Raw genomic sequence first — 13697 nt, 5'->3', positions numbered from 1 at the left:
CGTATCACCTACCCCTCGCCCATCAAACGGTTCCGATATTCCGTAGGCGAGGAAGCCTCTGTTTTCTCGAATTGAGTGGCAAAATAATCACTGCTCCCGAATCCTACCCGCTCTGCCACCTCATATACCCGCAAATCCGTCTGCCTCAGAAGCCTTTTGGCTTCTTCTATGCGAAGCTGAAGCAAAAAATCATTGAAATACATGCCATAAACCTTGCGGAAGCGTTGCCCCAGATACACCGGATTCATATAAAATTCAGAGGCAATACTCTTCAGGCTTATATTCTTGCTATAGTTTTCCTCAATGTAACTTTTGATCTTGGGCATGGCCCCCTTCTGAATCTGCTGACGCTGTTCAGCCAGCCGTCGGACTGCTTCCTCCATAAAACAATTCAGCAATTGGTGTGCATCCGCCAGCCTTCCCCGCTCGGATTGCCAGTCCAGAACAGGTTGAAGCGTAGTCATTGTTTTCACGTCGGCCTGAACCGATTTCAGAATGGATACCACGGCAGAGACCAGTTGGTGTACAGCAGACGTCACAGCTGCCGGAGCATAACAGGAAGCCCGCAATTCGGTGAACCAGTCACCCAGCGTCACTTCCATGGCCTCCATCTGCTGCTCTTCCATCAATCTCAGCAACTGCTGCTGCTTTTCATGATCCGTATGCATCCATTGCACCTGAACATGCTGTACGTCATCAAAGAGCACGACCCCATCGTCCTCTGTAATGAACTTGTAGGCAATTGCCTTTAAAGCCGTCTGATAGGCATGTCCAATGAGCAGAGGATCTTGACAGGTGGCACCTGCATAGATGCATACTCGAGTATTTTCCATTTCAGTGAAGCTGAACTGTATTTTCTCTACCGTTTTGCGCAGATTGTTCGCATCGGTACGCAGATGTTTGCCTGTAAGTAGAACTCCAACACGCTCACCATGCTGCTTCAGATGCATTGGCGTATCTTGCGGATACATCCGCTTGAGAACTGCCTGCACAATCTGTTGAAAGCTCTCGTAATGCCCGAGCTGGGCCACGTCTTCTTCTCCCGTATATGTGATTTCCGGTACATCAGAACATAATCGCGGGTTGTGCTCAAACAGCAGATATGCCAGCATATCCCCCGAATGAGTATCCGTCAGTTCCAACCACTGTTCAGCAACAGAAGAATCAGCCTCTCCGTACATCAGCTGTTCCAGACACCGCATGTATTGCCGCTCCCGCTTCTCCTGCTCCGCAGATTTATGTTGCTTCAGCACTGCTGACAATCTACACAAGGTCGCCTCAAGTTCAACCTCATCAATCGGTTTCAAAATATAGTCCTGTACACCGTACCTCACTGCCTGTTGTGCATAAGTAAAATCATTATATCCACTCAAAATGATAAAATAGGGTATTTTCCCATTTATTTCATTTCGATCTCCCTCCAGGCTAGTCCGCCGAATCAATTCTAGACCATCCGTCTCCGGCATTCGAATATCGGTAATGACGACGTCAGGTTGTAACCGTTCAATCTGCTCGTAAGCCTCATCCCCATCATCGGCCTCACCAATGACCTCGAATCCGCATGCTTCCCAGCGAATCAACTTCCTAAGACCCTTGCGTGCGTACACTTCGTCATCCACCAAAAGCACCTGATGCATTAGATCAACCCCCTTGATTGAATGGACTACAATACTTCCTTAAATTCGACCACCCAAAGTAAGCGGTTACAAAATATTATTTATGGTATTTATTGTTAGTTGGAATGTGGCAAAAAGTCAACAGCTTTTCCTCTCAGCTGAATGGATCAGGTTTCGTTGAAACTCACGAACTATTAGGGCAAATCCATAACGCCAAAAAGCACAGCCTGTTAGCTGTGCTTCGTGTCATCATCTTTACACTTTCGCAGGTGCAGTCGTTTGACGGATCACCAGATTGGATGGCTCCGTAATGACCGGAGGCGAATATGAAGGATTCTCAATCATGGCGATCAGGTATTCAATCGATTTGATCCCGATAGAATGAATATTTTGATTAATCGTGGTTAAGCCTGGTTTGAACACTTCAGCATAGTACGTGTTATCAAATCCGACAACGGAAACATCCTCAGGCACCCGCAACCCATGTTTCTCAATTTCGTGGATCGCTCCGAAAGCGGACATATCTGAAGCACAGACAATCCCTGTGGGCTGTTCCTTCAATGCAAGCAATCGGCGAGCTGCCTTACTGCCGCCATCGAAGGAGTAGTCACAGACCTCCAGATACACGGTTGAATATGGAATGCCGCATTCACGCAGTCCTTCCCGATATCCATCCAGTCGAAGATTCGCTACGGCAGGCCCAAGTGTTCCTGAAATATAGGCGATTTTTTGGTGACCCAACTCATGCAAATGTTTGACGCTCATGGCAATCGCATTTGCATTATCCGTCGTTATGTATCCTGCCCGCTTGCCAAACAAGTCGGTATCAATGAACATCGTCGGAATCTCCGCAGTAACCAATTCCTGAATACTCTTATTGTCTCTTCCTTCCCCGAAAACAACAACGCCATCCACATTTCGGCTGCGGCAATGTTTGATAAACGAATAGGCGGGATCATCAAAACGTGTAGATAAACGAACAAGATCGTATCCGCTGTTCTCCAGTGCTGTTTTGATTCCTTCAAGCAGCTCCGATACAAACGGATTGGTAAAAGGAACTGTCAACAATACACCTACTGTCCAAGAACGGCGTTTCACAAGTCCACGTGCAACCACATTCGGTTGATATTTCAATAGTTCGATGGCTATATTGACTTTTTTGCGAGTTTTGTCACTTACATCGGGATAATCGTTCAGCACTTTGGAAACGGTTGCAACAGATACGCCCGCCTCTTTGGCCACATCATGGATAGAAGCCACCTGATCACCTCAACCTCTTTCAAATCCCCTGTCTCCGGCTGCATTCACTATAACATCGGCAGGTTTGTCTACCCATTATAGCTTAAAACAGCCAGAAACGGTATCACAGGGTTCCAGCCAGTGTTACCGGCTATTCTTGATGATCCAATTTCCTTAGATCAAGTGCCAGTTTCTCCATAGTGGTAGCAAAAACAGCAAGCTCTTCTGAGCGGGAAGCCTGACGTCTTGCCCCCGAGGCAGTGTGCTTGGCTTCCTGCTGAACACTGCCCAGCTTCTTCATAATCTGTGCCAGATTCGTCTGGATTTTTCCTTGGGCCTCTCGGGAGCTGGAGGCAAGCTTGCGCACCTCACTTGCAACCACTTCGAAACCCCGGCCAAATTCTCCTGCATGTGCAGCTTCAATGGCGGCATTTAAGCCCACCAGATGACTCTGATCCGAAATTTCGCGAATGATCTCACCCATTTTGCCAATCTGATGAATCTCCTTGGTCAGTTCGTCCAACAATCCATTTGCCTGATCCTGAGAGGCTGCCGTTTCCCTGGCCACATCCGAGATCGCCTGAGCATTTTCATTCAATTCACTAATCATTCCCGTCAGCTGCTGGGTGATCTGTGTGATGGCCTGCAAGGTATGATGCTGATCTTCAGCGAATTGATTTAATTTCTCCTTTTCTTTCTTCTCGTATGCTTCCAATACGAGCTGTGAATCGAGGTTAAACATTTTACTAAGCGCCTGGATAACCAGATGCCAGCCTTCAGGAATAACCTGCTGGAATATGCTTGTCGCAATATCAAGGTACACCATATAGGTGCCCAGATAATAATCCTCGGACAATCCAATGCGGGAATGAACCAGTCCAATCGCGATGCGCTGATCGATATATGCATCATCAACCACACCATCGGTCATGGATAGCCAGTATAGCTTCTGGGTTTCTTTCAGACGGTCAATGGTAGAGAAACGGGCAATTAGATCGACCAAATCCGGATAACTCCCCACATGATTGTAGAAATGGTCCACTACTTCGTCAACGACTTTCACAAAAGCAGGCCGATGATCTGCGAGAAGTTGCAAATCCCCTGCGGTTAGTCCAATATAATCAAGTTGTTTCTGTCTTGCCAACGCAATACTCATAACTAGTTCTGTCAGCTCCTTAATAACCTCAAAAAAGTTCAAATTGTAAATATCTGTATCGATTATAGACTAAATGGCCTAATTTTACATATACCATTCGAACTAATTTGTCATGAAAATGACCTTCTTTGTCAGTTTTATGGTGAGATTTGGTATGTGAATGTATATAAAAAGGCCCCCAATCCTGCTGTGAAGGAGCCTCACAGCAGGCATCAGGAGCCTGATCCGGAATGGTTCGATGCAGATCAGCGATTCAACAAACTGCCTACGTAACGAAGCAATTCATTTGCGCTGGCAGCGGTGTATCCATGTTCTTCAATTAATCGTTTAATCACTTCATTCATTCGTTTCAGCTGGGTCGCATCAGGTGTCTTGGTTGAGGTTGTAATCTTCACAATGTCCTTCAAGTCAGCGAACAGCTTCTTCTCAATCGCTTCACGCAAGCGGTCATGGCTGCTGTATTCGAATTTGCGCTCCTTGCGGGAATAAGCCGAGATGCGGATCAATATTTCTTCCCTGAACGCCTTTTTGGCATTTTCGGAAATACCGATCTGCTCCTCGATCGAACGCATTAAGCGTTCATCCGGGTCCATCTCCTCATCCGTCAGCGGATCACGGATTTTGGACCAGTTGCAGAAGGCCTCAATGTTATCCAGGTAATTTTCGAACAGCGTTCTGGCCGACTCTTCAAACGAGTAGACAAATGCTTTTTGTACTTCCTTCTTCGCCAGTTCATCATATTCTTTACGTGCCAAAGCAATAAAGTTCAGATAACGCTCACGTTCCTCTTTTGTAATGGAAGCATGCTGGTCCAGACCATCCTTGATCGCCCGGAGAATATCCAGCGCGTTAATGCACTGAAGATTTTGCTTAATCAAAGCACTGGATATCCGGTTGATGACATAACGCGGATCAATGCCCGACATGCCTTCATCCAAATATTCATTTTGCATCTCACGCAAATCGGCTTCTTTGTACCCTTCAACTTCTTCACCGTCATACATCCGCATTTTCTTAACCAGATCCATACCTTGTTTCTTCGTTTCTTTCAAGCGAGTAAGTATGGAGAAAATGGCTGCAGTCCGCAGGGCATGCGGTGCAATATGGACATGCTTCATATCACTTTGTTGAATGAGCTTGCTGTAAATCTTTTCTTCCTCGGAGACCTTCAAGTTGTATGGAATGGGCATGACAATCATCCGGGATTGCAGCGCTTCATTCTTTTTGTTCGATATAAACGACTTGTACTCGGATTCATTCGTATGTGCCACAATCATCTCATCCGCACTGATTAATGCGAATCGTCCTGCCTTGAAATTGCCTTCCTGGGTCAGTGACAGCAAATTCCAGAGGAATTTTTCATCACATTTGAGCATCTCCTGGAATTCCATCAATCCGCGGTTAGCCTTGTTTAACTCCCCGTCAAAACGATAGGCACGCGGATCAGACTCGGAACCAAATTCGGTGATGGTCGAAAAGTCGATACTGCCCGTCAAATCTGCAATATCCTGGGATTTCGGATCGGATGGACTGAATGTTCCAATTCCCACCCGGTTATCTTCGGAAATCACGACCCGTTCCACCTTCACCCGGCTAATGTCCCCGCCGTATTCGGTGCGAAGCCGCATCTGGCAAGATGGGCAGAGATTGCCCTCAATGCGTACACCAATTTCCTTCTCCACTTCAGGGCGAAGCTCCAGTGGAATCAGATGGAGTGGCTCCTCATGCATTGGGCAGCCTTCAATGGCATACACGGCCCCCTTCTCTGTACGGGAGAACTGTTCAAGTCCGCGTTTGAGCAACGTCACTAACGTAGACTTCCCTCCACTGACCGGCCCCATAAGCAGCAAAATCCGTTTGCGCACATCCAGACGACGAGCGGCCGAATGGAAATACTCTTCAACCAGCTTTTCAATGGACCGATCCAGCCCAAAAATCTCCTGTTCAAAAAACTTGTATCGTTTGTGCCCACCTACTTCTTCTACACCAAACGATTCGATCATCTGGTACACTCGAGCGTGAGCCGTCATTGCCGGAGTCGGGTCCTCTCTCAGCAGTGCAATATAATCTTCAAATGTTCCGTTCCATGTCAAACGGTCACTTTCTGCCCGATGTTCCGCAACGCGTTCAAAAATATTCATGCTTGGTACCTCCCATGGCTCCTTTAGTGTGATTGTCAACCATTCCGAATGGTATGAAGAAATCAATAGAATTACGGCTCCTGCTTGAATACCAATCTGCGGTTCGGATTAGTCCCGCCACCCTCTGTCCAAACAACTTGTATTGTTGTGAAAAGTGTATTACATACCTATGCGGCAAATCGGATAAGTTGACCTCTTTTTTTCAATCCCAATGTCTTAATTTGAGGCTTTCCCTGTTCTATCAGACATCTTATGCCCTCAGAAAAAAAAGAACGGATATGATATAATGAAGGTTCTAAATTCAGAAAACGGGACAAAACATGGCCCAAGACGGGCCACTTCAAGGAAGGAGCAGAAACGATGGCGGTGCAGTACGAAACCGAGTTATATTCGCCTGTAAAGGCTTTTTTCGAACGACGCGGTTACAACGTGAAGGCTGAAGTCAAACATTGTGACCTGGTCGGGGTCAAATCGGATCAGAATGAACCACTCATTGTGGAGATGAAAAAAACATTTAATCTGTCTCTGCTGCTACAAGGAATGCAGCGCCTGAAGCTCAGTCCCTTCGTTTATCTGGCTGTGGAGCGGAATCGCAGTAAACGCGGGGCGGTCAACCAGCGCTGGGGCGAATTGACGGCATTGTGCAGACAGCTTGGTCTGGGACTCCTAACCGTTACCTTTTACAAAACCAAAGCCCCCCTGATTGATGTGCTGTGCGAACCTGCTGCCCAAGCTCCTCTGTCTGGTAGCAGCAGCGGAGTCCGCAAGGGCGGAATCCGGAGACAACGACTGCTGCGTGAATTCGACGAGCGGAGTGGTGACTATAATACAGGAGGAAGCACACGCAGGCAGTTGGTCACTGCATACAGAGAAAAGGCATTACGTATTGCTTCTGCCCTTCGCGCTCAGGGTGAATCTTCCCCGGCTTCTCTCGCCAAGCAGACAAGTGTCGGGTCCGCTGCGGCCATTCTGCAAAAAAATTATTATGGCTGGTTCGAGCGGCTATCCCGCGGACGATATGTGCTGACAATCAAAGGTGTGCAGGCACTGACCGAGCATGCTCACATGCTTGAGGATAATGATATGATTGAGCAGCGTATAAATGAACCGGAAATAGATATTTCCCTGATTCACGTTGATGACGATAGACTACAGCACATTGCGGAAATAGCGGAGCCGTACCTGCTCCCAAAAAGGAATGTGAGCCAGTGAGCTTGAAGCAAAAATGAAATAAAAAAAAGCCTGTTATCTCCTAAAGGAAATAACAGGCTTTTTGCATTTCTATATATAATTGCTATTAGAAGCTTGCTGCTACTTCGGAAGCCAATTTCAGACCTGCTGCCACGATTTCTTGGGAACGGTCAGGTGAAGCGTTGTGGCCTTCAACGATAACCAGTTCAGGGTTTTGGATACCCCAGAAGTTCAGTACGTTCGTTACATATCTCACGGACATTTCTGCAGATGCCATAGGCTCTACGGAGTAAACACTACCACGCGCGTTAAGCAATGCCACTTTTTTGTTGCCAACAAGACCTACAGGACCTTCAGCAGTGTATTTAAACATTTTTCCAGCTTGGCTCAGGTAGGAAATGTAGTTCACCAGTGGTGCCGGAACAGTGAAGTTCCACAGTGGGAATGCAAATACCACTTTGTCTGCTGCCAAAAATTGATCTTGCAATTGTGCAGCCAGTGCAGCCGCTTTTTGCTCTTCTGGCGTTGCTTCGATGCCGTTAGCTGCTTTGTACCCACCAGTAATTACAGTGTTGCCGTAGTAAGGAAGATCTGTATTGTAGAGATCCAGTTCGGTAACAGTGTCACCTGGGTGGGACTCTTTATATGCGCTCAAAAATGCATCGTACAATTGTACGCTGACTGCTTGATCAGCAGGACGGTCGTTAGCTTTAACAAATAAAATATTAGACATGTTCGTTCCCCCGTTAGTTAAAATATATGAGTGCTTCTCCTGAACTTGCAATGAATGCAGCTTATATAAAGAAAACAACAACTCATTAATACATATTATATATAAAAATGTTAGTGGATGCAATAACGTAATTACTTTGGGGGCAACATCTTTGATCCTAATTCAATGCCTGGACCTTCCGCTAATCAAAGTTCCAGGCGTTAATTGAATTCAATCTTTCTCATCCTAAGAGCATTCTAGCTCCGGGCTGTAAACTCGGTTATGGACTCACTGATCAGATTCATGCCCAGTAACAACTCATCCCGACCGGGATGGCTGAAGTTCAAACGGATGTACCGATGATCCTGTGCCCCTGTGGAGCAGAGGGAACCAGGAAGAAAAGATACCCCCTTTAACAGAGCTGCCTTGAGCAGCGCCCCGCTGTCCAACCCATCCGGCAGCTGTATCCACAGATACATTCCTCCTTCAGGAATGCTGTACTGGCACCCCTTCCAGCCCGGACGCTTCAATAATTCGAGCATAAGTTTGAGTCTGGTCTTATACTCCCGATTCAACATGGACAGGTGATCACTCCATTTAAAAGGAGAATGGGCCAGCAGTTGATATAACAATCGCTGATTCATCGGACTGGATTGCCCATCTGCTATCCTTTTCACTGAAGCCATGGCTTGAATCAGCGCAGGATGTCCGGCAGCCCAACCCGTACGCAGGGCGGGTGCTACGGTTTTGCTAAATGAACCAATATAGAGAACATGTCCACCCTGATCCGCTGTATCCAGTGCAAAGAGGGATGGATATCTCCGATAGAATTCCCCCGGCTCCAGACCATCGAAGTGAAGTTCGCCATAGGAATCATCCTCCACAAGCAGCACGCCATAACGCGAGCATAGATCCAGCACTGCCTCACGACGCTCCATGCTCCACAGCACACCTGTCGGATTGGAAAAGCTGGGTGCGGCAAAAAGCAGCTTCGGTCTCACCTGCTGCATGTGATGCTCCAAGAGGTCAGGCAAAATACCGTCGCCATCACCTGTCACGGGCACAATTTTGGCACCCTGCATTTCCAGAACCTCAAGACAACCAGGAGAGGTCGGATGCTCAACCAGTACGGAATCTCCAGGCTCAAGTAACAATCGCATCACAAGATCGATAGCCTGCTGAGTACCTGTTGTCAATAGAATTTGATCTGGAACCGTCCGTATGCCCTTGCGTGCATTCCAGTCTTTGTCGAGCCACTCTCTCAGGGGTCCGTACCCTGCCGGCTCGCCATACTGTAACGCAGAAGGACCAGAACTAAATACAGAGACCGCTGCTTCTTCCAGAAGTTTGAATGGAAATAGCTCCTCCGCAGGCAGTTCTTCTGCCAGCGAAATGAAATAATCCCGGCCAGACATTTCACGAATATCCCTCAGCGGTGATGACAAAAGCCTGTTTGTACGGGAGGCGAAGAAATATTTCATCGGTCCGTTCCCCTTTCATCCCTATTCGAACTATGCTCGCAGTCCGCAGCCCCTACAACCTATTCCGGTTCAGCACTGAATATGACCTGACTGAACACGTGACGAGTCATTGTACATTGGAATCCATGGAACTAAGCTCGTCAGGATACGGTTTTGGTCTGCCTCGCATATAAAGCATAACGTTCAATGGCCTGTGCCCTGCTGCTTACATCCAGCTTCACATAAATTTTACGCAGGTAATTATCAATCGAACGTCTGCTAACGTTAATCTCACTGGCTATTTTATCATAGGTTACGCCCTGTACAATTCTTTCCATAATAAAAGTTTCCGTTTCGGTTAATTCAACGATAAGCTCTTCTGCCGAAGATTCGACAGGCTGGGCCCATTCGGGACTGGCTAACCAGGATAAAGGAATGGAGACACATCCCTCACGCAGTCCAGAGATCAGATGGATCAGCTGGCTAGGGGAAGCCTGTTTGGACAGCATACCACTTGCACCAAGGCTGATCAGATGACGAAATAACTTTACATTGTCTTCGTCCGTCAGAATAATGATGTGGCTATGGGCCGACAGATTTTTCATCTGTGCAATATACTGATCCGCTTGGCCCTCAGGAAGCCGATAATCCATCAGAATCAGATCAGGCTGGTGAATGTTCACCAGCTCAAGGCCTTCCGACCCGGTCGAAGTCATCCCCCGGACTAACAGATCCTGCTGTTCTTCCAAAATTAATTTCGTACCCAGCATGCTGGTGGGGTGGATATCTACGATGACCACCTGCCATACTTTTTTCATTGTTCTTCCCCCTGTTATGTATTGGACAAATTCCTTTTCTACCCTAAGCCATGATGATGCTTTTCCCCCTGCGACAGTCCGTGTATAGAAGAAGCAAGAGTCGTATTATGTCGAAAAATAGGAGTTCAGACGAGAAAGCCGTAAAAACAGCTCTATTTCTACTGTCTTTCGCAGTCGCAACATCAGGACTTTTGCCTTTTCAAACAAGAAAAGATCAAAAAATAGTATAATTTTCCTGTATTTCTATCTAAAAAAGTCGAAAAACTTGCCCAAAGTTCCTACTTATTGCATCTATAAGAAATTGTATCCTAGGACTTCCTTCCGATGCAATCTCTTTTTATCCTATTCTTTAAAGAATTTCATTTTTGCGTAATCAATAGTGGCATGATAGAATGAGGACTGGAAAATTTTTTGTACCAATAAATGACCAGGAGTGATGATATGAAACCTTCTGCCCCACCTTCTGACATCCATCACACCCGGAGCGCCAAAGGCAAGGCCGGATCTTCAGTCAAGCTGTTTCTGGTAATGTGGATCGTTCTCATTGCACTTGGAGTACTTGGAGCCTACTATTATAGTAACCACCTCCAGCAACAGATGATAACTCAGCTTCAGACCCATAATCAGCAGCAGATTTCAACGCTCAAAGCCGACTACGAAAAGCAGCTAACAACGATATCTCAGGAAATATCGGACCTGCAGGGACAGGTGCAGTCCTTTAATGAATTGCTGACTTTTACCAAGGATAATGCAAACGATAAAACCGACAACAGCAACAAATTGTATACCCAGTTGAGCGAAGTCAAAAAACAACTGGAAACACTCCAGAAAAAGATGGATCTGCTCAAATGATTACACCGGTAAAACAGGTTAATCGTTTATTTATGCTTGCACTTGCTCCTTTTGTTGGACTGATGTTATGCCTGCTGCTGATACGTCCACCGCTTGAACCTGCAGACTTCATCGAATCCGGTCTGGCTGAGGAGACTGTTACCTCCCAGACCCAGGCGATTAGCCAGGAGCTTGCAGGGGCAAAAGAAGCTGCGGTTCAAACTTCTTCTTCTATTAAAAGAACAACACAATTGTACAATCAGACAACAAGCACGATGTCTACCCTTGTACAGAAGGCAAAGGTTCAGGCAGCTCGTCCAGAAACGATCTATAATCAACGGATCTCATCCAAATTGGGCGTTCCGTTTGAACGGATAAACAGTGATCGCCTTACGATTGAACTTTACAGAGTCAACCCAGGCTCCTATAAGGGCTATGCCATGAAAATCAAGCTGAAAGACCCTACTGCCATGAAGATGGCTCTAGACAGCGAGCTTGGCCGTTCTGAGACTACCATGCAGGCGGTGAAGCGCAATGGTGCCATTGCCGGCATTAATGCAGGTGGTTTCGCCGACAGCGGAGGCAAACGATACCCGCTGAGTACAACGGTTATGGACGGCAAGTATGTGACCGGTTTTCAGGCCAGCTTTAAGGATTTATTTTTTGTAGGTCTTGATCATGGAGGCAAGCTGGTAGGCGGCAAATTTTTCGACAAAAGTTCCCTCGATCGCCTGCAACCGCAGTTCGGAGCCACATTTGTGCCCGTGCTGTTGCAGAACGGACAGAAGACTGTGATCCCGGACAAATGGAAAGTGTCACCCAAGCGGGCTCCACGTACGGTTATCGGCAACTACAAAGATGATCAATTGCTGATCATCGTGGTTGACGGCTACAACGAAGCCGGCAGTTCAGGTGCCACCCTCGAAGAGCTGCAAGGCCGGTTGTACAAGCTGGGCGTAGTCGACGCCTATAATCTGGATGGCGGCGGATCATCCTCACTGATCGTGAACAACCGGGTTGTGAATAATCCTTCGGATGGAAGCCTTAGACCGGTGCCTACCCACTTTTTATTTTACAAATGATCATGTGAAGCATTCCTTTTCTTCATATAATGGTTATAATAGAAGTAAATGAGATTGTACAGGAGGTGCCATGTATGTCATTTTCACTGACATTTTGGATTATTGCTATCGTATTGACTCTCTTCATTACAGGCATTCTCACTTCATCCTACAACAATGACAAAACAAAAGGCCTTTAGAGCCAAGCCTCTCCTTTGGAGAGGTTTTTTCATACTTTTGTACGGATCAAATAATAAGAGACAAGGCTTAAAAGAATGTTGCAATTCTTCTAAGCCTTGTCTCTTGCTGTACAGTCGTCTTTTGACACCTCATCCACAGGATAAAACATGGGACGCCTAGTCAATAGCTGACCGCCTTTTCGCTTTGCGTTTGCACAAGGCTCTCCTGGAGCTGACGATTCACCGAGCCACCTTCTACTAGAGTTACATAGATGCGTTCATGATCGACAGGCTCTCCAGCAATAATCTTAATTAATTGTTCAGCTGCAAGAGCCCCCCATTTTCTTTTGGAATAATCGATAGTGACCAATCTTGGCTGCACATATTTGCTAAGTTCGATATTATCAAATCCAATGATATTAATCTCCTGACCAATATTTAACTCACTGCCAGCGAGACGATCACACATGCCAATCGCCATCTCGTCATTCAGGCAGAATACACCAACCGGCTGCGTATATTCCTGAATGATGCGCTCGGCTGCCCGTTCTCCGCCACTCTTCTCGAAATCTCCCGTAATCTCAATCCATTCCACATTTGCTTCCCGCTCCGATACCTGCCTCACAGCCTTCAACCGCTGAGCCGAGTCAAATGAACCTTCCGGACCTGTCACAACATAGATCTTCGTGTGTCCCTGTTCAATGAGATGCTCCATTGCAAGTGTAGCTCCCGCCTTATTGTCCAGTAACACCTGGTTAATGTTTGGATGATCCAGTTCCCGGTCCAGAACGACGATCTTGTGTCCTCTGTCCGCATATTGCAATAGTTCCTTGCTCGCAAATGTATGATCGAGAATAACGGCACCATCAATCATCCGCTCTGGTAGCATCCGATGAGATTGTGTCCCGCTGCAGACGATCAGATCATACCCTTGCGCATTACATACAGACTTCATGCCACTAAGCAAGTCTCCGTATACATCACCGCTAAAATCCGTCAGAAATACACCCAAAATTTTGGATTCTCTCTTTTTCAATGTTCTGGCAGCAGCATTAGGAACATAGTTCAGCTCTTTGGCGATAGCCAAAATTTTGGAGCTGGTCTCATCTGTCACTTTGTTGCTGCCATTCAGCGCATACGACACGGTAGAGATCGAAACTCCCGCCTGTTTGGCGATATCCTTGATACTGACCACATTCTTCGCTCCCCTGTTATGTTCATCAGGCCCTTCAAAATCGAAGGACCTGACATCTTAATTATTCATGATTCAAAAAACGGGTTAAAATCCACAGG

The 13697-nt window shown here is 46.7% G+C and carries 11 protein-coding genes; 3 read left to right on the top strand and 8 right to left on the bottom strand.

Annotation, left to right across the window (positions count from 1 at the left end):
* Positions 1 to 8: 8 nt before the first annotated feature.
* The 4 genes from ACFTRD_RS05315 to ACFTRD_RS05300 form a co-directional block, all read right to left on the bottom strand.
* Complete coding sequence (locus tag ACFTRD_RS05315) at positions 9 to 1637, bottom strand: response regulator transcription factor (RefSeq protein WP_379378046.1); 1629 nt, start codon at positions 1635 to 1637, stop codon at positions 9 to 11.
* Between the two features lie 234 nt (positions 1638 to 1871).
* Positions 1872 to 2876: a LacI family DNA-binding transcriptional regulator gene (locus tag ACFTRD_RS05310; protein WP_192265605.1), complete on the bottom strand. Its 1005-nt coding sequence runs from the start codon at positions 2874 to 2876 to the stop codon at positions 1872 to 1874.
* 130 nt (positions 2877 to 3006) lie between these two features.
* Positions 3007 to 4011: a protoglobin domain-containing protein gene (locus tag ACFTRD_RS05305; RefSeq protein WP_379378045.1), complete on the bottom strand. Its 1005-nt coding sequence runs from the start codon at positions 4009 to 4011 to the stop codon at positions 3007 to 3009.
* 245 nt (positions 4012 to 4256) lie between these two features.
* Complete coding sequence (locus ACFTRD_RS05300; protein ID WP_379378044.1) at positions 4257 to 6152, bottom strand: PrkA family serine protein kinase; 1896 nt, start codon at positions 6150 to 6152, stop codon at positions 4257 to 4259.
* Positions 6153 to 6512: 360 nt separating this feature from the next.
* Between ACFTRD_RS05300 and ACFTRD_RS05295 the strand changes: the two genes are divergently transcribed.
* Positions 6513 to 7364, top strand: a complete 852-nt coding sequence (locus ACFTRD_RS05295; RefSeq protein ID WP_379378043.1) for a DUF2161 domain-containing phosphodiesterase — start codon at positions 6513 to 6515, stop codon at positions 7362 to 7364.
* A gap of 85 nt (positions 7365 to 7449) precedes the next feature.
* Here the strand turns inward: ACFTRD_RS05295 and ACFTRD_RS05290 are convergent, their stop codons facing one another.
* From ACFTRD_RS05290 to ACFTRD_RS05280, 3 genes are all read right to left on the bottom strand, one after another.
* Positions 7450 to 8076: an FMN-dependent NADH-azoreductase gene (locus tag ACFTRD_RS05290; protein ID WP_379378042.1), complete on the bottom strand. Its 627-nt coding sequence runs from the start codon at positions 8074 to 8076 to the stop codon at positions 7450 to 7452.
* Between the two features lie 236 nt (positions 8077 to 8312).
* Positions 8313 to 9536: an aminotransferase-like domain-containing protein gene (locus tag ACFTRD_RS05285; protein WP_379378041.1), complete on the bottom strand. Its 1224-nt coding sequence runs from the start codon at positions 9534 to 9536 to the stop codon at positions 8313 to 8315.
* Positions 9537 to 9676: 140 nt separating this feature from the next.
* Positions 9677 to 10333, bottom strand: coding sequence for a response regulator transcription factor (locus tag ACFTRD_RS05280; RefSeq protein ID WP_379378040.1), 657 nt, complete (start codon positions 10331 to 10333; stop codon positions 9677 to 9679).
* Positions 10334 to 10774: 441 nt separating this feature from the next.
* On the opposite strand from ACFTRD_RS05280, the gene ACFTRD_RS05275 reads away from it, so the two are divergent.
* Together ACFTRD_RS05275 and ACFTRD_RS05270 are read left to right on the top strand one after the other, a co-directional pair.
* Complete coding sequence (locus ACFTRD_RS05275; protein ID WP_379378039.1) at positions 10775 to 11185, top strand: hypothetical protein; 411 nt, start codon at positions 10775 to 10777, stop codon at positions 11183 to 11185.
* Positions 11182 to 12246, top strand: a complete 1065-nt coding sequence (locus ACFTRD_RS05270; protein WP_379378038.1) for a phosphodiester glycosidase family protein — start codon at positions 11182 to 11184, stop codon at positions 12244 to 12246. The genes ACFTRD_RS05275 and ACFTRD_RS05270 overlap by 4 nt, the downstream gene beginning before the upstream one ends.
* A 339-nt stretch (positions 12247 to 12585) precedes the next feature.
* Here the strand turns inward: ACFTRD_RS05270 and ACFTRD_RS05265 are convergent, their stop codons facing one another.
* Complete coding sequence (locus tag ACFTRD_RS05265; protein ID WP_379378037.1) at positions 12586 to 13599, bottom strand: LacI family DNA-binding transcriptional regulator; 1014 nt, start codon at positions 13597 to 13599, stop codon at positions 12586 to 12588.
* Positions 13600 to 13697 lie beyond the last annotated feature (98 nt).

This window comes from Paenibacillus sp. NPDC056933, from assembly GCF_042674385.1.
Classification (GTDB): domain Bacteria; phylum Bacillota; class Bacilli; order Paenibacillales; family Paenibacillaceae; genus Paenibacillus.
Note: the sequence above shows the minus strand (reverse complement) of the source record. Positions and strands in the feature narration are given on the sequence as shown.

Bases quoted from the DNA above. Each gene is read 5' to 3' on its own strand.
- ACFTRD_RS05315 (WP_379378046.1), bottom strand. From the start codon at position 1,637: ATGCATCAGGTGCTTTTGGTGGATGACGAAGTGTACGCACGCAAGGGT.
- ACFTRD_RS05305 (WP_379378045.1), bottom strand. From the start codon at position 4,011: ATGAGTATTGCGTTGGCAAGACAGAAACAACTTGATTATATTGGACTA.
- ACFTRD_RS05300 (WP_379378044.1), bottom strand. From the start codon at position 6,152: ATGAATATTTTTGAACGCGTTGCGGAACATCGGGCAGAAAGTGACCGT.
- ACFTRD_RS05295 (WP_379378043.1), top strand. From the start codon at position 6,513: ATGGCGGTGCAGTACGAAACCGAGTTATATTCGCCTGTAAAGGCTTTT.
- ACFTRD_RS05290 (WP_379378042.1), bottom strand. From the start codon at position 8,076: ATGTCTAATATTTTATTTGTTAAAGCTAACGACCGTCCTGCTGATCAA.
- ACFTRD_RS05285 (WP_379378041.1), bottom strand. From the start codon at position 9,536: ATGAAATATTTCTTCGCCTCCCGTACAAACAGGCTTTTGTCATCACCG.
- ACFTRD_RS05280 (WP_379378040.1), bottom strand. From the start codon at position 10,333: ATGAAAAAAGTATGGCAGGTGGTCATCGTAGATATCCACCCCACCAGC.
- ACFTRD_RS05275 (WP_379378039.1), top strand. From the start codon at position 10,775: ATGAAACCTTCTGCCCCACCTTCTGACATCCATCACACCCGGAGCGCC.
- ACFTRD_RS05270 (WP_379378038.1), top strand. From the start codon at position 11,182: ATGATTACACCGGTAAAACAGGTTAATCGTTTATTTATGCTTGCACTT.